Source organism: Halomonas sp. 707B3, assembly GCF_024158645.1.
GTDB lineage: Bacteria > Pseudomonadota > Gammaproteobacteria > Pseudomonadales > Halomonadaceae > Vreelandella > Vreelandella lionensis.
In genome coordinates, this window is sequence record NZ_JAMZBE010000009.1 from 1 (window position 1) to 18360 (window position 18360).

At 57.9% G+C, this 18360-nt stretch carries 18 protein-coding genes; 14 read left to right on the forward strand and 4 right to left on the reverse strand.

Features of this window, described 5'->3' with window-relative positions; genetic code table 11:
• The 11 genes from BIS10_RS02350 to tatC form a co-directional block, all read left to right on the forward strand.
• A partial coding sequence (locus tag BIS10_RS02350; RefSeq protein WP_253502028.1) for an SPOR domain-containing protein occupies nt 1–726 on the forward strand: 726 nt, incomplete at its 5' end.
• A gap of 167 nt (nt 727–893) precedes the next feature.
• Complete coding sequence (gene hslV, locus BIS10_RS02355; protein ID WP_044630495.1) at nt 894–1427, forward strand: ATP-dependent protease subunit HslV; 534 nt, start codon at nt 894–896, stop codon at nt 1425–1427.
• Between the two features lie 10 nt (nt 1428–1437).
• The gene (gene hslU, locus BIS10_RS02360; RefSeq protein WP_188638974.1) at nt 1438–2760 is read left to right on the forward strand and encodes an ATP-dependent protease ATPase subunit HslU; all 1323 of its coding nucleotides are present in this window, start codon (nt 1438–1440) and stop codon (nt 2758–2760) included.
• 87 nt (nt 2761–2847) lie between these two features.
• Nucleotides 2848–3231 (forward strand): gamma-butyrobetaine hydroxylase-like domain-containing protein, encoded by a 384-nt coding sequence (locus BIS10_RS02365; protein ID WP_253502031.1) that lies wholly within the window; start codon nt 2848–2850, stop codon nt 3229–3231.
• A gap of 121 nt (nt 3232–3352) precedes the next feature.
• Nucleotides 3353–4108, forward strand: a complete 756-nt coding sequence (gene ubiE, locus BIS10_RS02370) for a bifunctional demethylmenaquinone methyltransferase/2-methoxy-6-polyprenyl-1,4-benzoquinol methylase UbiE (protein ID WP_253502034.1) — start codon at nt 3353–3355, stop codon at nt 4106–4108.
• A gap of 43 nt (nt 4109–4151) precedes the next feature.
• Nucleotides 4152–4814 carry an SCP2 domain-containing protein gene (locus tag BIS10_RS02375; protein ID WP_253502037.1) on the forward strand — a complete coding sequence of 221 codons (663 nt, stop codon included), beginning with the start codon at nt 4152–4154 and terminating at the stop codon, nt 4812–4814.
• A complete protein-coding gene (gene ubiB / locus BIS10_RS02380) occupies nt 4811–6433 on the forward strand; it encodes a ubiquinone biosynthesis regulatory protein kinase UbiB (protein ID WP_253502040.1) in 1623 nt (540 codons plus the stop codon). Before BIS10_RS02375 ends, ubiB begins: the two co-directional genes overlap by 4 nt.
• Before the next feature lie 52 nt (nt 6434–6485).
• Nucleotides 6486–6833, forward strand: a complete 348-nt coding sequence (locus BIS10_RS02385; protein ID WP_253502043.1) for a phosphoribosyl-ATP diphosphatase — start codon at nt 6486–6488, stop codon at nt 6831–6833.
• A gap of 30 nt (nt 6834–6863) precedes the next feature.
• Nucleotides 6864–7136: a Sec-independent protein translocase subunit TatA gene (gene tatA / locus BIS10_RS02390; protein ID WP_044630489.1), complete on the forward strand. Its 273-nt coding sequence runs from the start codon at nt 6864–6866 to the stop codon at nt 7134–7136.
• A gap of 3 nt (nt 7137–7139) precedes the next feature.
• A complete protein-coding gene (gene tatB / locus BIS10_RS02395; RefSeq protein ID WP_253502046.1) occupies nt 7140–7559 on the forward strand; it encodes a Sec-independent protein translocase protein TatB in 420 nt (139 codons plus the stop codon).
• Nucleotides 7556–8338 carry a twin-arginine translocase subunit TatC gene (tatC, locus tag BIS10_RS02400; protein WP_253502048.1) on the forward strand — a complete coding sequence of 261 codons (783 nt, stop codon included), beginning with the start codon at nt 7556–7558 and terminating at the stop codon, nt 8336–8338. The genes tatB and tatC overlap by 4 nt, the downstream gene beginning before the upstream one ends.
• A gap of 85 nt (nt 8339–8423) precedes the next feature.
• On the opposite strand, the gene elbB is transcribed toward tatC, so the two are convergent.
• Nucleotides 8424–9083 (reverse strand): isoprenoid biosynthesis glyoxalase ElbB, encoded by a 660-nt coding sequence (elbB, locus tag BIS10_RS02405; protein ID WP_253502051.1) that lies wholly within the window; start codon nt 9081–9083, stop codon nt 8424–8426.
• A 160-nt stretch (nt 9084–9243) separates the two neighbouring features.
• Between elbB and hemB the strand changes: the two genes are divergently transcribed.
• Both hemB and ppk1 read left to right on the forward strand, forming a co-directional pair.
• A complete protein-coding gene (gene hemB / locus BIS10_RS02410; RefSeq protein ID WP_253502104.1) occupies nt 9244–10251 on the forward strand; it encodes a porphobilinogen synthase in 1008 nt (335 codons plus the stop codon).
• Between the two features lie 124 nt (nt 10252–10375).
• A complete protein-coding gene (gene ppk1, locus BIS10_RS02415; RefSeq protein ID WP_253502054.1) occupies nt 10376–12577 on the forward strand; it encodes a polyphosphate kinase 1 in 2202 nt (733 codons plus the stop codon).
• A 59-nt stretch (nt 12578–12636) separates the two neighbouring features.
• Here ppk1 and metE read toward each other — a convergent pair whose 3' ends face one another.
• A complete protein-coding gene (gene metE / locus BIS10_RS02420; protein WP_253502057.1) occupies nt 12637–14934 on the reverse strand; it encodes a 5-methyltetrahydropteroyltriglutamate--homocysteine S-methyltransferase in 2298 nt (765 codons plus the stop codon).
• 99 nt (nt 14935–15033) lie between these two features.
• Between metE and BIS10_RS02425 the strand changes: the two genes are divergently transcribed.
• Nucleotides 15034–15972: a LysR family transcriptional regulator gene (locus tag BIS10_RS02425; RefSeq protein WP_253502060.1), complete on the forward strand. Its 939-nt coding sequence runs from the start codon at nt 15034–15036 to the stop codon at nt 15970–15972.
• On the opposite strand, the gene BIS10_RS02430 is transcribed toward BIS10_RS02425, so the two are convergent.
• Both BIS10_RS02430 and BIS10_RS02435 read right to left on the reverse strand, forming a co-directional pair.
• Complete coding sequence (locus BIS10_RS02430) at nt 15935–17557, reverse strand: ATP-binding protein (protein ID WP_253502063.1); 1623 nt, start codon at nt 17555–17557, stop codon at nt 15935–15937. The two genes, BIS10_RS02425 and BIS10_RS02430, sit on opposite strands and share 38 nt — an antisense overlap.
• A 17-nt stretch (nt 17558–17574) precedes the next feature.
• The gene (locus BIS10_RS02435; RefSeq protein ID WP_044630480.1) at nt 17575–18333 is read right to left on the reverse strand and encodes a winged helix-turn-helix domain-containing protein; all 759 of its coding nucleotides are present in this window, start codon (nt 18331–18333) and stop codon (nt 17575–17577) included.
• Nucleotides 18334–18360: the final 27 nt, after the last annotated feature.

The window sequence follows — 18360 nt, forward strand, 5'->3', positions numbered from 1 at the left end:
CAGCGTAAGTCCGCCCGCCGCACTGGGGGCGGGCTACGCATACCCGGCTGGCTGTGGGGGATTGTCGGGGTGGCCGCTGGTTTTTTCCTCGCCCAGCACCAGCATGGCACCGCTCCCTGGCAAGATCAGCAGGAGGTTCCTCAGGCGACGGTATTGCCAAAACCCGCGGGTAGCGATGAGCGCAGCGCGGCGCGGCAAACCGAAACGCCCGCCGAGCCCTCTATGCCTACGTTCGAGTTCTACACGCTGCTGCCTGAAACCGAAGTCATCGCCCCCGGCGGGGCGATTCCCTCGACCATCACGCCCCCGACCGTAGCGGCCAGTGATGCAGACGCAAGCGATACGGCAACCGATACGTCAACCGATAGCACAGAAACCGCCACCAGCACGCCTGCTGACGACCCCATTGCTCAGGTGATTGCCGCTAACACGCGCCCCAACGAGCAGGCCGCTGCCGCTCAGCAGGCACCCGCGGCCACCAACAGCACGCCCAGCCGCTATATGCTGCAAGCCGCTTCGTTTCGTGAGATTGGCGATGCCGAACAGCTGCGCAGCCGGCTGCGTAACCTAAGCCTGCTAGCGCAGATCAGTGAAGTGCAGGCCAACGGTGATACCTGGCACCGGGTTCAGGTTGGCCCCTACGACGACACCCGCGAGCTCAACCGCGCTCAGGACTTAATGAGCACACAAGGCATTGAGCCGCTGCTGATACAGCTACAGAACTAACTAACAGCGTGCTGGGCTGCGCCAGACACGCTTTATCTGATGGCTTTCGCTTGCGGGCGGTTGATTTTTTATCAGCCGCCCGCATTTTGTTGGGAATCGCTTTTTATACGGCCGCCCAGGCGGCCGATCAGTCATCGGGAGCGCGTCTCCCCCAAGGAGTTATCTCCATGACCACAATTGTTTCCGTTCGCCGCGGTAACCAAGTAGCCCTCGCAGGCGACGGCCAAGTCTCGCTTGGCAACACCGTGATGAAAGGCAATGCCAGCAAAGTACGCCGCCTTTACCGTGGCAAAGTGTTGGCCGGTTTCGCCGGTGGCACCGCTGATGCGTTTACCCTATTTGAGCGTTTTGAAGCGCAGCTTGAAAAGTATCAGGGCCATTTAACCAAGGCAGCGGTTGAGCTGGCCAAAGATTGGCGCACCGACCGCGCGCTGCGCCGCTTAGAAGCCCTGTTGGCCGTGGCCGACCACAGCGCCTCGCTGATTATTACCGGTAACGGCGATGTGGTTGAGCCGGAGCGCGGCATTATTGCGATTGGCTCAGGCGGCAACTTTGCCCAGGCCAGCGCCCGCGCGCTGCTCGAAAATACTGAGCTATCCGCCCGCGAGATTACTGAAAAATCCCTCGCCATCGCTGGTGACATCTGCGTATTCACCAATCACCACGTGACGCTCGAAGAGCTGAACATCAACGAACGTTGAGGCCACTTTAATGACCCAGATGACACCCCGCGAAATCGTCCATGCGCTGGATCAGTACATTATCGGCCAGCAAGATGCCAAGCGCGCCGTGGCTATTGCCCTGCGTAACCGCTGGCGTCGCATGCAGCTCGACGACGAGCTGCGCCCGGAAGTTACGCCGAAAAATATCCTGATGATTGGCCCCACCGGCGTGGGTAAAACCGAAATTGCCCGCCGGTTGGCGAAGCTGGCCCGTGCGCCGTTTATCAAGGTAGAAGCCACCAAGTTCACCGAAGTGGGCTACGTGGGCCGCGACGTCGAGTCGATTATCCGCGACCTAATGGAAGCGGCGATCAAGATGGTCCGCGAGCACGCCAAAGAAGAAGTCGGCCACCGCGCCGAAGACGCCGCTGAAGACCGTGTACTCGACGCCCTGCTGCCGCCGCCCCGAGGCCAGGAAGATAAGCCCCGCGAAGATAGCGGCACTCGTCAGACCTTCCGCAAAAAGCTGCGTGAAGGCCAGCTTGACGATAAAGAGATCGATATTGAGATCTCCTCCCACGGCCAAGGCATCGACATCATGACCCCTCCGGGTATGGAAGAGATGACCAGCCAACTGCAGAGCCTGTTCTCCAACATGGGCCAGCAGAAGCGTGAGCAGCGCCGCGTGACCGTGAAAGAAGCGCTGGTGCTGCTACGTGATGAAGAAGCCGGCAAGCTGGTCAACGAAGAAGAGATCAAAGCCCGTGCGGTGGAAGCCGTCGAGCAGCACGGCATCGTGTTCCTGGACGAGATCGACAAAGTCGCCAAGGGCAGCGGCCAGTCCAGCGGTGGCGAAGTGTCTCGGGAAGGCGTGCAGCGCGACCTGCTACCGCTAATCGAGGGCTCGACGGTGTCGACCAAGTACGGCATGGTCAAAACCGACCACATTCTGTTCATCGCTTCCGGTGCTTTCCATCTGTCACGGCCTTCTGACCTGATTCCGGAACTGCAGGGCCGCCTGCCGATTCGCGTTGAGCTGGATGCGCTAACGCCGGGCGACTTCAAGCGGATTCTCACCGAGCCGTCTGCCTCACTGACCAAGCAGTACCAAGCGCTGCTGGCGACCGAAGGGCTAGACCTTGAGTTCACCCCGGACGGTATTGAGCGCATTGCCGAAATCTCCTGGCAAGTGAACGAAGGCACCGAGAATATCGGTGCTCGCCGCCTGCACACTGTGCTAGAGCGCCTATTGGAAGAGGCATCGTTCAAGGGTGGTGATATGGATAGCCCCTTGGTCATCGACGCTGACTACGTCAACGCTCAGCTAGGCGAACTGGCGGTCGACGAAGACCTGTCGCGCTATATTCTGTAAGCGCTACTATCGGTATAGCCACCGGCAGCTTGTCCGCTTTGCGGGCAGGCTGCTTTTGCTACTTATCGTCACGAGGTTCCCGTATTCATGAACGCCCCGACACCCACACGGGTTCACTACCATAAGCAGGCTCGCGAACTGGAGCTTGGCTATGCCAGCGGTGACACCTATCGGCTGCCCGTTGAGTTTCTGAGGGTTTACTCCCCTTCTGCCGAAGTGCGCGGCCACGGCGGCGACACGGCCGTGCTACAAGTCGGTAAAAAGGAAGTCGGCCTGCAAAATATTACTCAGGCCGGTAACTACGCGCTCAAACTGCACTTTGATGACGGTCACGACAGCGGCTTGTTCAGCTGGAACTACCTGTTTGACCTTGCCACACATCAAGATGCCTATTGGCAGAATTATCTCAAACGCTTGGAAGAGGCAGGGGCCTCCCGCGAGCCTGCGGGCATTCAATTCAAGCAGCTGTGACGCGGTGCCCCAGGTGAAGCGCAGACAAGCCGGGGTCGGGAAGGCTACAATGTTGCCAACCACTTATTGCGATGACCTAACGGTCAACAACTACCGCCTCGAACTCGGGAGCTAAAGCCCCATGAGCCCCACCGAAAAGCGCACTACCCATTTCGGCTACCAAGAAGTGCCGGTCGACGAGAAAGCCTCTCGCGTGGCCGATGTATTCCACTCAGTAGCCGCCCGCTATGACGTGATGAACGACCTGATGTCCATGGGTATTCACCGGGTCTGGAAGCGACTCACCATTGAGCGCGCAGGCGTTCGCCCAGGGCACCATGTGCTGGATATCGCTGGCGGCACGGGCGATCTCACCCTAAAGTTCTCCCGCTTGGTTGGCCCGCGTGGCAAAGTCGTTTTGGCCGATATCAATGCCTCCATGTTACGCGTTGGCCGCGACAAGCTGATGGATAACGGCGTGGGCGGCAACGTAGAGTACGTGCAGGCCAACGCCGAGTGCCTACCCTTCCCGGATAACAGCTTCGACTGCATTACCATTGCCTTCGGCTTGCGTAACGTCACCGATAAAGATGCCGCGCTGCGTTCTATGGCACGGGTACTCAAGCCAGGCGGCCGCCTGCTGGTGCTGGAGTTCTCCAAGCCCAACAACCCGCTGCTCTCCAAGGCCTACGATGAGTACTCTTTCCGCCTGCTGCCCAAGATGGGCGAGCTGGTGGCGGGTGACGGCGAAAGCTATCGCTACTTGGCCGAATCGATTCGCATGCATCCGGATCAAGACACCCTGAAAGGCATGATGGAAGCGGCCGGGCTTGAACGGGTCGAGTACACCAACCTGACCGGCGGTATTGTCGCCCTCCACCGCGGCATCAAGTTATGACACAGCAGCATCAAGCGATCATCCTCTGGCACCAGAGGTCAGCATGCTAGTCACCCCGACCCTGCTGCTGGCCGGATGTGAACGCACGTTAAATGCTCTACTTGCCCGCGATCCAGCCGCACCTACGCGGCTGGCGGCGCTAGCGGGCAGTCGACTGTTGGTTCGGCTTGAGAAACCTCATTTAGCGCTTCTTCTGTGCTACCACGCGACAGGCGTTGATCTGCAACATGGCGATGAGGTGGAAGAGACCGACGTCGATGCCGTGGTGGAACTGACGCCTGAAACACTTTCCGAATGGCTGAGCGGCGCTTCCATTGAGCGGCTGATGTTCGACGGCAAACTGGCCGTACGCGGGCGCATCCACCTATTGGAAGCGACCCGCGATCTGCTGTTCGATCTAGATATTGATTGGGAGAGCGAACTGGCGCGCTGGCTAGGCGACATGCCTGCTCACTCGCTGGCGGAAGGTATTCGACGTGCGGCCCGGTGGGGGCTGCGTGCCAAGGACGAGCTGCTGCAGGACGTATCGGAGTACGTGTTTGAGGAAGCGCGCCTGCTGCCCGGCCGCCAACAGCGCGACGTGCTCCGCGACCACCTGACTGAGCTTGAGATCGCCACCGACCGCCTGGAAGCGCGACTTAACCGTCTCCATAAGCGACTCACGCAGCCAGCGGAACCATCAACGCCTAAGGAGCAGCGCGGATGAGCCTGCGGCTGTTTAAAATTGTCTGGGTCGTCACGCGGCACCGTTTAGACACCTTGATTCCCGCTGAACGCCTACCGCTTTGGATGCGCCTGCTGCTGAAGCTGTCGCCACTGCAGCTAGTGCCCGTGGGGCAGCGCAGCCGTGGCGAGCGCCTACGGTTGGCTCTGGAGGCGCTGGGGCCGATTTTTATTAAATTTGGTCAAATGCTCTCTACCCGACGCGATCTGCTGCCCGAAGATATCGCCGATGAGCTGAAGCGCCTGCAAGACCAAGTGCCGCCCTTCCCTGGTGAGCTGGCTGCGGCGCGGGTGGAAAGCGAGCTAGAGATGACACTGGCAGAAGCCTTTGCCGCCTTTGATCGCGTGCCATTGGCATCGGCATCGATTGCCCAAGTCCACGCCGCTACACTTCACAGCGGCGAAGACGTGGTGGTCAAGATCATCCGCCCCGGCATTGACCGCATCATGCGTCAAGACATGGGCTTGATGTATCAGGTCGCCAAACTGCTTTCCAAAGTGCCGGAAGCTAGGCGCTTACGCCCTGTCGAAGTAATCCGCGATTACGAGGCGACACTGTTCGACGAGTTGGACCTCTACAAGGAGGCCGCTAATACCTCGCAGCTCAAGCGTAATTTCAAAGACTCACCGCTGCTGTTTGTGCCGACTATTTACTGGCCCTACACTCGACGCCACGTCATGGTGCAGGAGCGCATTCGCGGCGTGCCGGTCGCCGATCTGGACACCCTGATCGCACGGGGCACAAATCTGAAGAAGCTCGCCGAGCGCGGGGTGGAAATTTTCTTCACCCAGGTGTTCCGCGATAACTTCTTCCATGCGGATATGCACCCCGGCAACATCTTTGTGAACTGCGATGACCCGGAAGACCCGCAATATATTGCGATTGACTGCGGCATTGTGGGCAGCTTAACGCGGGAAGATCAGGACTACTTGGCCCGTAACCTGCTGGCGTTTTTCCATCAGGATTACTACGAGGTCGCCGCGCTGCACATTGAATCGGGCTGGGTAGGTGAAAACACCCGCGCCAACGAATTTGCCGCCGCTATCCGCACAGTTTGCGAGCCCATTTTAGAGAAGCCGCTCAAGGACATCTCTTTTGGACAGGTGCTGCTCGGGCTTTTCCAGACCGCCCGGCGTTTTAATATGGAAGTGCAGCCCCAACTGGTGCTGCTGCAAAAGACGCTACTCAATATTGAAGGCCTGGGCCGCCAGCTCTACCCCGACCTGGACCTTTGGAGCACCGCCAAGCCCTATTTAGAGAAGTGGATGAAAGAGCGGGCAGGCATTGGCGGGCTGTGGGAGTCCCTCAAGCGCCAAGCGCCGGAGCTTTCTCATCAACTGCCCGAACTACCGGTGCTTGCTCATCAGGCGCTTAGCCGCATGGAGCATGAGCACCGTCAGCGCCATCAGCAAGTGACGGCGATCAGCCAGATGCGCCGCCAAATGAGTCAGCAAGGTAAGCGCCAGCATCGGCTGCGCATTGGCTTGGCCCTAGTCGCTATTGCGCTGGCTTGGCAGCCACTCAGTAGTTGGGCTGCCACTCAGGATTGGCCGATACTCGCGGCTGCGGGTGCCGGCTTAATACTGCTGATCTGGCACTGATACGATGCAATCACTTGACGAAACGACGCCGCCGATTGATAAAGAGAACACCATGACCGACGCTAACCATGTTCCTGTGCTTGACGCCCTTGCTGAGGTTTTAAAGCAGCGCCGCCACGCTAATCCAGAAGATTCTTATGTTGCCTCCTTGCATCATAAGGGTTTGAACAAGATACTCGAAAAAGTCGGCGAAGAAGCCACCGAAACGCTGCTGGCAGCCAAAGACGCCGAGCACGGCAGCGAACAGGACCGTGAAGCGTTGATCGCCGAAACGGCCGACCTGTGGTTTCATAGCCTTGTCATGCTGTCGCATCTGGATCTTGACCATCAGCGAGTACTTGATGAACTCGCCCGGCGGTTCGGTATTTCTGGCCACGACGAAAAAGCGTCCCGATCATAACGTTAACCCTGCTTCGATGAGGAAATGCATATGTTAGGTGGTATCAGTATTTGGCAGTTGCTGATTGTTCTGGGCATTATCATCCTGATTTTCGGCACTAAAAAACTGCGTAACGTGGGCACCGACTTAGGCGGTGCAGTGAAGGGCTTTAAGAAAGCCATGCACGAAGAGGAAAAAGAGGGCGATAAGAAAGACGCCGACCAGCCTCAAGCGAAAGTGAGCCACGAAGAAGCCGGCAATACCTACGACGTACAGGCGGAAGAGAAACGCGCTGCTGCTGACCGTAACGAAGAGCGCAAATAAGCCATGCTGGATATCGGCTTTCTTGAACTCATGCTCATTGGCATCGTGGCGCTACTGGTGCTCGGCCCTGAGCGGCTGCCCAAAGCGGCACGCACGGCAGGGCTATGGATCGGCAAGATCAAGCGTACGGTATCCGGCATGCAGCGTGAAATTAGCGCTCAACTGGAAGCGGAAGAGCTGCGGCAAAAGCTAAACGAACAGCAGAAGAAGCTCGACGACAGCCTGAAGAAAGCCAAACAGGATGTAGAGAGCATTGCTGATGCGCCCGCTAGCAGCCGCGAAGGGGCTCCCGGCCAGGATGCCACCGAGCAGCGGGTGGCTAACGCCAGCGCCCGGCTAGACGACGCGCTGCAAACGGTTCGTGAAGACGCCCCTGCTCCCTCCGACAAGGCCGATCATCAAAAGGATAGCAACCACCAATGAGTATGTCTGGCGATTCCCAGGAGCCGCAAAACGACCAAAGCCAAGCGCCTCTCATTGAGCACCTCATCGAACTGCGTTCGCGCTTAATGAAGGCGATTGTAGTGATATTGGTGGTTTTTCTGGGGCTCTACTCGTTTGCTAACGACATCTACAGCTTTGTGGCAGAGCCGCTGATGGCGCTACTGCCGGAAGGCTCGCAGATGATTGCCACCGAGGTCGCCTCGCCGTTTTTAGCACCGTTCAAACTCACCCTGGTGGTGGCGGTCTTTATTGCTATCCCCTTTGTGCTGCATCAAGCCTGGGCCTTCGTCGCGCCAGGGCTTTACGACAACGAGAAAATGCTGGCTATTCCTATTTTGGTTTCCAGCGTGGCGCTGTTTTATGCCGGTGCGGCCTTTGCCTATTACGTGGTATTTCCGCTGCTGTTTGAGTTTTTCACCCAAACCGGCCCGGAAAACGTTGCGGTAATGACCGACATTAACCAGTACCTCAACTTCGTACTGAAGCTGTTCTTTGCGTTTGGGGTGGCCTTTGAGATTCCCATTGCCACGTTCCTACTGATTTTGTCTGGTGCCACAACCGTTGAGAGTCTCTCCAAAAAGCGTCCTTACATTGTTTTAGGCTGCTTTGTGGTGGGTATGCTACTGACACCGCCGGATGTCATCTCCCAAAGCCTGCTAGCGATCCCTATGTATCTTTTATATGAGGTTGGTTTGCTCTTTGGCCGCTTGGTCCGCAAGCGCCGCGCAGAAGCAGACGCCGAAGATCAGGAGTCGTAAGCTCTCAAGCGCTCTATGCTAAAAAGCCTCTGTCATCCCACGATGACAGAGGCTTTTTTCCTACTAATCGCTACCGTGCGGGCACTTAGCCCATCATTTCATCGATGCGATCTACCAGCTTAAAAATACCAGTAGCGGCTTCGCTGATACGCGTGGCGAGCATATATGCTGGCGTTGTCACTACGCGGTGTTCATGGTCTACCACAATATCTTCCACGCCGCAGCTGCGGTGCAAACCGCCCATGGCGCTAATCGCGCCAGATACGCTCGGGTCATGGCCAATAGTGACCGCAATGCCATCGCCTAGTAGGCGCGGCACCATCACCGGGGCAATACACATCAAGCCGATGGGCTTGGCGTCCTCTTTAAACCCGGCTAACGCCTCTTTGACGCTCTCCAGCACCTGCATGCTGTCGCTCTGCATGGCGAAATCAGAGAGGTTTTTAGCCACCCCAAAACCACCCGGCACGATCACTGCATCGAACTCATCAGAATCAAGCTCGGTAATCGGGCTAATATCACCACGGGCCAAACGGGCAGACTCCTGCAGCACATTGCGGGTTTCGCCCTCTACCGGCGCTTGGTCTAGGTGATTAATCACATGGTGCTGAGCCACATCCGGGGCAAAGCAGCGATAACCGATCCCCAACTGGTCAAGGCGTAACAGCGTCAGGGTGGTCTCGTAAATTTCCGAGCCATCAAACACGCCACAACCCGCCAATACGATTGCTACCTGCTTCGTCATACCTATCTCCTTGTCCAAGCCATCTCTGTGGCTGAATGGCTCACTTTAGTCAGTCTCTATTGCCGCCACAAGGCGGCTTTCGCTGTATGGCATGCCTGATATACTCACACCAAGCCCTGATACACGGGGCGCCCACGATGCGATTGCCTGGAGAGAGCCGTTGAATACCTCAAGCCCACGCCACTTCCCCGCTACCCGAATGCGCCGTATGCGTCGGGATGACTTCTCGCGCCGCTTGATGCAGGAGTCTACGCTGACGCCCAGCGACTTGATTCTGCCGGTGTTTGTCTTAGAAGGTGAAAAACAGCGCGAAGCGGTGGCCTCCATGCCCGGCGTCGAGCGTCTCTCGATTGATCTGCTGATTGAGCAGGCCCGCGAAGCCTATGCGCTGGGTATTCCCGCACTGGCGCTGTTCCCGGTGATTGGCCCTGAGCAGAAAAGCGAACTGGCCGAAGAGGCCTATAACGCCAGCGGACTAGTGCAGCGCACCGTTCGTGCACTCAAAGAAGCACTGCCGGAGCTGGGAATCATTACCGATGTGGCGCTGGACCCTTACACCAGTCACGGCCAGGACGGTATTCTGGATGAGCACGGCTACGTTCAAAACGACCGCACCGTCGACACGTTACTCAAACAAGCGCTCTCCCACGCGGAAGCAGGCGCCGATGTAGTGGCCCCTTCCGATATGATGGATGGCCGCATTGGTGCCATTCGCCAAGTGCTGGAGCAGGAGCATCTGCATAACGTGCGCATTATGGCCTACAGCGCCAAGTATGCTTCCCACTATTACGGCCCCTTCCGCGATGCGGTCGGCTCAGCCGCCAATCTGGGCAAAGCGGACAAGCGTACCTACCAGATGGACCCCGCCAACAGCGATGAAGCGCTGCACGAAGTCGCGATGGATATTGCAGAAGGCGCTGATATGGTGATGGTCAAGCCAGGCATGCCCTACCTGGACGTGGTACGCCGAGTGAAAAGCGAGCACCAAGTGCCTACCTTTGCCTACCAGGTCAGCGGTGAGTACGCCATGCACCGTGCAGCGTTCGATAACGGCTGGCTAGAAGCGGAGCCAGTGATTCTGGAGTCACTGATGTGCTTTAAGCGCGCTGGGGCCGACGGCATCTTGACCTACTTTGCCCTAGAGGCCGCTCGCCTGCTGCAGCGTTAACCGTCATTTATGCCATTAAGATGACAAATCGGTGACACCTATTTGTCATCTTCCCCCTGCATACTCACCCTAATAAACGTTAAAACGCTATGATGAGTACGAACCACTACCGCGGGGGGCAACCATGGACGACAACGCTATAGATTCCACGCCAGCATTACCAGTACCGCCCAATGAGCAACTGAGCGGCGAAGCCGATATTGCACCGCTGCGTATTAACCGCACACCCACCGGGGTTCAAGCAAAAGAGTCGCATACTGAAGCTGACCTTGACGATCCGCAGCTCTACTTTAACCGCGAGCTTTCTCACCTACAGTTTAATATTCGTGTGTTAGAGCAGGCGTTAGACGATGCGCACCCACTTCTCAACCGGCTGATGTTCCTGCTGATTTTTTCCTCCAACATGGATGAGTTTTTCGAGATTCGTGTGGCGGGATTAAAACATCAAATGGCCTTGGGCGATGACACTACCGCTGCTGATGGCCGCCTGCCCAAAGCCGTGCTGGCTGAGATTTCCGAGATTGCTCACCAACAGATTGCCCGCCAGTACGAGATTCTCAACGACACGCTACTGCCTGCGCTAGAAGCCCAGGGGCTGCGTTTCCGCCGCCGCGACCAGTGGACCGACGCTCAAAAAGCTTGGGTGCGGGACTTTTTCGATAACGAAATCATGCCGGTGATTAGCCCCATTGGCCTGGACCCATCACACCCGTTCCCACGGCTGGTGAATAAGAGTCTCAACTTTATTGTCGAACTTGAAGGCAAAGATGCCTTTGGCCGAGCGGGCGGCATGGCGATTCTGCCCGCCCCACGCTCGCTGCCGCGCCTAATGGCGCTGCCCAAGGAGCTTTGCGCCGATGGCTTCTCTGAGTACGTATTCTTATCGTCAATGATTCACGCCCATGCCGAAGAGCTCTTTCCTGGCATGCGCGTGCGGGGCTGCTACCAGTTCCGCCTGACCCGCAACGCGGACATGACCGTTGATCCTGAAGAGGTATCCGATCTTGCCTCGGCCCTGCGTGGGGAGCTGCTGGCCCGGCGCTACGGCAGCGGCGTGCGTTTGGAAGTCGCCGACAACTGCCCGGACGATTTGACCAACTTCCTACTGCGCCAGTTTGACTTGGAGAGCGGTGACCTTTATCGCGTTCAGGGGCCCGTAAACCTGACCCGCATGATGGCAGTGCTGGGCGATGTGGACCGTCCCGAGCTGCTCTACCGCCCGTTTGCCCCCAGCGTGCCCAAAGCGCTGAAAGGCGGCAGCTTATTTAGCGCCATCGCCAAAAGCGATATATTGCTGCACCACCCCTTCCAGTCCTTCTCTCCCATTGAGGATTTGCTGCGGGAAGCCGCCCGGGACCCGGATGTGCTGGCCATCAAGCAAACGCTTTACCGCACCGGCTCAGACTCCCCCATCGTCAGCGCGCTGGTAGACGCTGCTAGCCAGGGTAAAGAAGTGACGGTGGTGATTGAGCTGCGGGCACGCTTTGACGAGGCGGATAACCTGCAACTGGCCTCGCGCTTGCAGGAGGCAGGGGCTATCGTGATTTACGGCATTATGGCGTACAAGACCCACGCCAAGATGCTGCACATCGTGCGCCGTGAAAAAGGTGAGCTGCGCCACTATGTGCACCTGGGCACCGGCAACTACCACTCAAAAACCGCCAAGCTCTATACCGACTACAGCCTGCTTACCGCCAACGAGGCGCTTTGTGCCGACGTGCATAAAGTTTTCCAGCAGCTTTCGGGCATGGGCCGGGCGCGCAAAATTGATACGCTGCTGCATGCGCCCTTTACGCTGCACGAGCGTCTCGTTGAAATGATCGATCGCGAGGCCCAGGTGGCACGTAAAGAAAAACGCGGGCATATCATCATTAAATGTAACTCGTTGACCGAGCCCAAACTGATCAAGGCGCTGTATCGTGCCTCCCAGGCAGGCGTGGAGTGCGACCTCATCATTCGCGGCATGTGCTGCTTGAAGCCAGGCGTGCCAGGGGTATCAGAGAATATTCGCGTTCGATCGATTATCGGTCGCTTTCTTGAACACACGCGGGTGTTCCACTTCCATAACGACGGCAAGCCGGAAATTTGGTGTTCCAGCGCCGATTTCATGTCGCGCAATATGTTCCATCGGGTCGAAACCTGCTTCCCGCTGCTGGATAAGAAGCTCGCCACCCGGGTACGTAAAGACCTGGAAACCTACCTCGTAGATAACTGCCAAAGTTGGCTGTTACAGAGCGACGGCAGCTACCAGCTACAGGACCCCGGCAGCGGCGACGCGATTAGCGCCCAGGAAACGCTGCTTTACGCCTACGCCTCTAAGAGCTAATGCAAAAACCCCGCTGCACTTAGCAGCGGGGTAAATTGCAGCCGAGCAGCCAGCTTGGCTTAAGCGTAGCGCTGACGCAGCTGCTCAGCGGCCTCCACCATATTAGCGAGGGCTGGCTCTACTTCAGTCCATCCACGGGTTTTCAATCCGCAATCCGGGTTCACCCATAGGCGTTCGGCTGGGATTTTCTCCAGCGCTTTCTCCATCAGTGCCACCATCCACTCCACCTCGGGAATATTCGGCGTGTGGATATCATAGACGCCCGGCCCAATTTCATTGGGGTAGGCAAAGTCCTGAAACGCATCCAGCAGTTGCATATCTGAACGCGACGTCTCGATGGTGATCACATCGGCATCCAGCGCTGCAATGGCACCAATAATGTCATTGAACTCCGAATAGCACATATGGGTATGAATCTGCGTGCTGTCGGCCACGCCTGCGGCACTCAGTTGGAAGCTCTCAACAGCCCAGTCCAAGTACGCTTGCCACTCGCTTTGGCGCAGCGGAAGTCCTTCACGCAGCGCTGGCTCGTCAATTTGAATCACATGAATGCCAGCTTTTTCCAGGTCACACACTTCGTCGCGCAGTGCCAAGGCGATCTGACGGCAGGTAGTGGCGCGGGGCTGGTCATCACGCACAAACGACCACTGCAGAATCGTCACCGGCCCGGTCAACATGCCTTTCATCGGCTTTTGCGTTAGCGTCTGGGCATACTCGCTCCAGCGTACGGTCATCGGAGCAGGGCGTGTCACGTCACCAAAGATAATAGGCGGCTTCACACAGCGGGAGCCGTAGCTCTGCACCCAGCCAAAGCGGGTAAACGCAAAACCGTCGAGCTGCTCACCAAAGTACTCCACCATATCGTTACGTTCGGCTTCGCCGTGCACCGGCACGTCTAAGCCCAGCGCTTCCTGACGCTCCACGGCGTAAGCAATCTCTTCGCGCATCCGCGCTTCATAGTCCGCTTGGCTTAGTTCACCGGCTTTAAATGCCCGGCGTGCAGAGCGAATGGCATCCGTCTGCGGGAACGACCCAATCGTCGTCGTCGGGAAAAGCGGCAGCGCAAGCAGTCGACGCTGGGCTTGCGTACGCTGTGCATAGGGCGATTGACGCTGGCTATCCTGAGACGTGATAGCGGCTAGCCGCTCGCTCACCGCGGGCTGGTGAATACGCGTCGACTCCCGGCGCGCATCCAAGGCGCGGGTTGCCTCGCTCAGGCGCTGCTCATCTTCCGGCGTAGCACGGTTATCAATCAGTCGCGCCAGCGTGACCACTTCATCCAGCTTCTGACGAGCAAACGCCAGCCAGTTCACGAGCTCAGCGTCTAGCTCGGTCTCTTGACGCAGGTCGACCGGCACGTGAAGCAGCGAGCAGCTAGGCGCGAGCCACAGCCGCTGGCCCAACCGCACTTTCAGCGGCAGCAGGCGCTCACGCAGTGCTGCCAAATCGGCCCGCCAGATATTCCGACCATCCACTAAACCTACCGAGAGCACCTGATGCGGGCTTAACCGGTCAATCACGCTCTCCACCTGCTCAGGAGCACGCACGGCATCAATATGCAGGCCCTCTACCGGTAGCCGCGTGGTGAGCGAAAGATTATCGCCCAGCGCGCCGAAGTAAGTGGCCACCAGCAGCTTCAGCGGGGCCGACTGCAGGCGATGGTAAGCGCGCTCGTAGGCCTGCTGCCAAGCCAGCGGTAAATCCTGTACCAGCGCAGGCTCGTCTAGCTGCACCCACTCAATACCCTGAGTCGCTAGGCGGGAAAGCGTCTCGCTGTAAACATCCAGTACGCTATCAAGAAGCTCAAGACGGTCAAACTCACTGCCCTTGGTTTTGCCTAGCCATAGCCATGTCAGCGGCCCGGTCAGCGTTACTTTAGGCGTAAAGCCCGCCTGCAGGGCTTCGTCTACCTCGTCAAATAGCCGCGTGGAGGCTAAGGTAAACGTCTGCCCTTTATGAAGCTCCGGCACTAGGTAGTGGTAGTTGGTATCGAAATATTTAGTCATCTCGCAGGCCGCCGCCGGGGTACCGCTCGGCGCGCGGCCACGGGCCATACGAAAGGCGGTATCCAGGTCGACGCGGCCTGCGCTGACCTCGTCTTGGGCGTGAAAGCGGTCAGGTACCGCCCCCAGCATCACAGAAACGTTCAGCACTTGGTCATAAAATGCGAAATCACCCACGCTGACCATGTCCAGCCCCGCGGCTTGCTGAGTTTGCCAGTGGGTAAGACGCAGCGCTTGGCCTGCGGCTTCCAGTTCGTCACGGCTAACGTCGCCCTTCCAGTAAGCTTCCGTGACTTTTTTCAGCTCGCGCTGTGCGCCGATGCGGGGATAGCCGAGAATATGAGAAACTGTCATGATGAATCCTTCCAACGTGAATGATTTCACACAGTTTGAGCGCCACCCAAACGTGAATCAAACTAAAGATTCTAATATCAAACATGAAAAATACTCACAATGATTGAATTACGCCATTTGCGCACGCTGCTGGCCCTACGCGAAACCGGTTCTCTTGTAGAAGCCGCCGAGCGGGTGCACTTAACGCAGTCGGCCCTCTCACACCAATTGAAAGATCTGGAAAGCCGCGTGGATAGCGCGCTGTTTGTGCGTAAAACACGGCCGGTAGAGTTTACCCGGGCAGGGCTGCGGCTGTTGGCGCTGGCTGATGAGATTCTGCCGGAGGTCCGCAAAGCTGAGCGGGACCTGGCCCGATTGGCGGGCACCGAGCAGGGGCGGCTACACATGGCCATCGAGTGCCATAGCTGTTTTCAGTGGCTCATGCCCACGGTGGATTACTTCCGCGACCACTGGCCGGAAGTGGAGATCGATATTCCCAGTGGGCACCACTTTGACCCGCTGCCTGCGCTTGCCCGCGAGCAGTTGGACTTGGTGATCACCGCCGACCCACAACCCTTGGATGGTGTTCACTATGTGCCGCTGTTTCGCTATGAGGGGCTGCTAGCGGTTGCCCGGCAACACAGCTTTGCGGGCCAACCCTATATTGAGCCTAGCGCGCTGGCCGAGGAGACACTGATCACCTACCCAGTGGAGCAGTCGCGCCTGGATGTCTTCACCCAATTTTTGGCCCCAGCCAACGTGCGCCCTAAAGAGATTCGCACCGCAGAGCTGACGATTATGATGATGCAGCTGGTGGCCAGTGGCCGCGGCGTGTGTGCGCTGCCCAACTGGGCGCTCACGGAGTATTTAGAGCGCGACTACGTCAGCGCGGTGAAGCTAGGCGAGCACGGCATCTGGAGCACGCTCTACGCCGCTATTCGTGAGGAGTCGGCGGAAGCGCCGTGGATGCAAGACTTTTTGCGCACCGCCAAGGAGACCTCCTTTGCGGTGCTATCAGGGATTAAACCGGCGAATCGCGACGAGGAATCAACAGCGTAAAGCGTGCGCCGCCTAGCGCAGGGCTGCTGTCCACGGTGACACTACCACCGTGGCCAGCCATGATTTTCTGCACAATCGAGAGGCCAAGGCCGTAGCCACCAGAACTGCGGGCGCGGCTATCGTCCAGGCGCGCAAAGGGTTTGAAGATATCGGCTCGGGCATCGAAGGGAATGCCCGGGCCGTCATCTTCTACATCAATACGCACTAGGCGCGGCTCATCCCAAAGGCGAATCACCACTTGAGATTTGCCGTAGCGGCAAGCATTGCCCACTAGGTTTTGTAGTGCCCGCTGCAGGTAGCGCGGCTCTGCCAACAGCTCAATATCAGGCCCCGGCACCAGGGTTAAGGTCTGCCCGCTGTGCAGCGGTGCTAGCGTATCAATCACCCGCTCCGCCATAGACCGGCACTCCACCAACGCCATTTCCAGCTCTGCGCCATTGACCGTTTCGCCACCTAGGCGCGCATAGGTCAAAATTTCGTCCACTAACTCATCCAGTTCAGCAATATCTGCATCAATACCCTGGAGCTGACGCTGAATGGCAGGCTGGTCGGTCATGTCCTCGACCATCTGTACCGCAAAGCGGATGCGTGCCACCGGGGTGCGTAGCTCGTGGGAGACAGCGCGAATCATCTCTTGCTGACCACGCAGCAGGCTCTGCACTTGGTTCGCCATGCCATTAAAGGCCATCCCCAAGCGCCCCAGAAAGTCGCCGCTTTCCACTTTGACGCGGGTTTCCAACCGGCCACTGGCAATACGGGTTGCCGCCAGCTCTAGCCGCGCCATGCGCGACTCGATGCTGCGCATAATCAGATAAATGATCAGGCTTAGCACGACCATCAGCGCCACGAGCAGCGGCAAGTGCAAATTGAGCGGCAGCGTATCGCCTCGGGAGATAGGCCCAGCCTGAAGCCACTGGTCGGCCTCTCCCGAGGCATTAGGCAATTGATAAAGTAGCGTAATCGATAGCTTGTCTGTCACTAGCCGGGTTATCACACCCCCGAGCGTTAGCTGAAACTGCTGTTCGGTGGTCAAGTCGTCGGGAAGTGCGTTGAGCAGGCTTAACGGCCAACTGCCGGGGCGTAACTCGGCCAGCGCCGCCAGCCGCTCTTCCTCTGGCATGTCGGCCAGCCACTCACCCAACAACACCATGCTGCCCTGCCACTGGCGCTCGCTCCAAGCGTCAAACGTGGCTTCCAGCATCCATAGCTCTCCGCTGGTGTTAGCCGTGGGCAACCGCTGGCGCAGTTGCCAAGGCTCCTCTGCCACTAACACCGTGCCCCGCTCAATTCGCGACCGCTCGAAATAGCCTAACTGGGCGTCGTTCATGTCGCGCAGCACCAGCTGCATGCCTAGCTGCTCGGAAAAATCGCCTAACAGCGTTTCACGCTCATCTATGGGCACGCTGGCAAGCTGCTGTGTCATTAATGACATAGGCAGCGCGGCGAGCTGTTCGCGATAATCTTCCCGGCGCACCTGCTCTATAAAAGAACGCCCCCCTAGCGCAATAAAAAACACCACGCACAGCGCTAGGCCCAGCAGTAGGTAGAAGCGTAAAAACGAGCCGTGGCTAAGCACTCGCCGCATTAGGCGACCTCTCTTGTTTAACTGTCTTTAACAAACAGATAGCCTTTACTGCGCACGGTTTTAATACGGTGCGGCTGGTTAGGGTCGTCGCCAATTTTTGGGCGAATACGCGATACGCGCACATCAATAGAGCGGTCTTGGCCGTCGTATTTAATGCCTCGCAAGTCGCTGAAAATCTCTTCGCGGGTCAGCACACGGCCAGCATTACGCGCTAGCAGCCACAGCAGGTCGAATTCTGCGCTGGTCAGGTCGATACGCTCACCGGAGAGCCAGGCTTCCCGCGTGGCGTTATCAATCTCCAGGTTCTCAAACTTAAGGCGCATTTCACCATCGGGGGCTGGCGCGTCCGCGCGACGCAGAAGCGCACGCATACGGGCTAGCAGCACGCGGGGCTGCACCGGTTTGGGCACATAGTCATCCGCGCCCATTTCTAGCCCGAGCACTTGATCAAGGTCATCGGTGCGGGCAGTCAGCATCATGATGGGGCCAGCAAAGTTGGGCCGCACGCGGCGGCAAATGGCCAAACCATCTTCACCGGGTAGCATCAGATCCAAAATCACCAGGTCCGGCTGCAGCGTTAAAATACGATCTACGCCTTTGGCACCATCCGCTTCTAGCGTCACTTGAAAGCCGTTTGCTTCCAGATAATCGCGGGTGAGCTCGGCCAAGCGCTGATCATCTTCAATAATCAGCACATGATCCTGGTCAGGGTAGTCGGGAGTTACCGATTCCTGCGCCCCAAGTGCTTGAAATTGCTGTTCCAAATGATCTACCATCCTTTTTCTTCACTCCGCTTAGGCAGT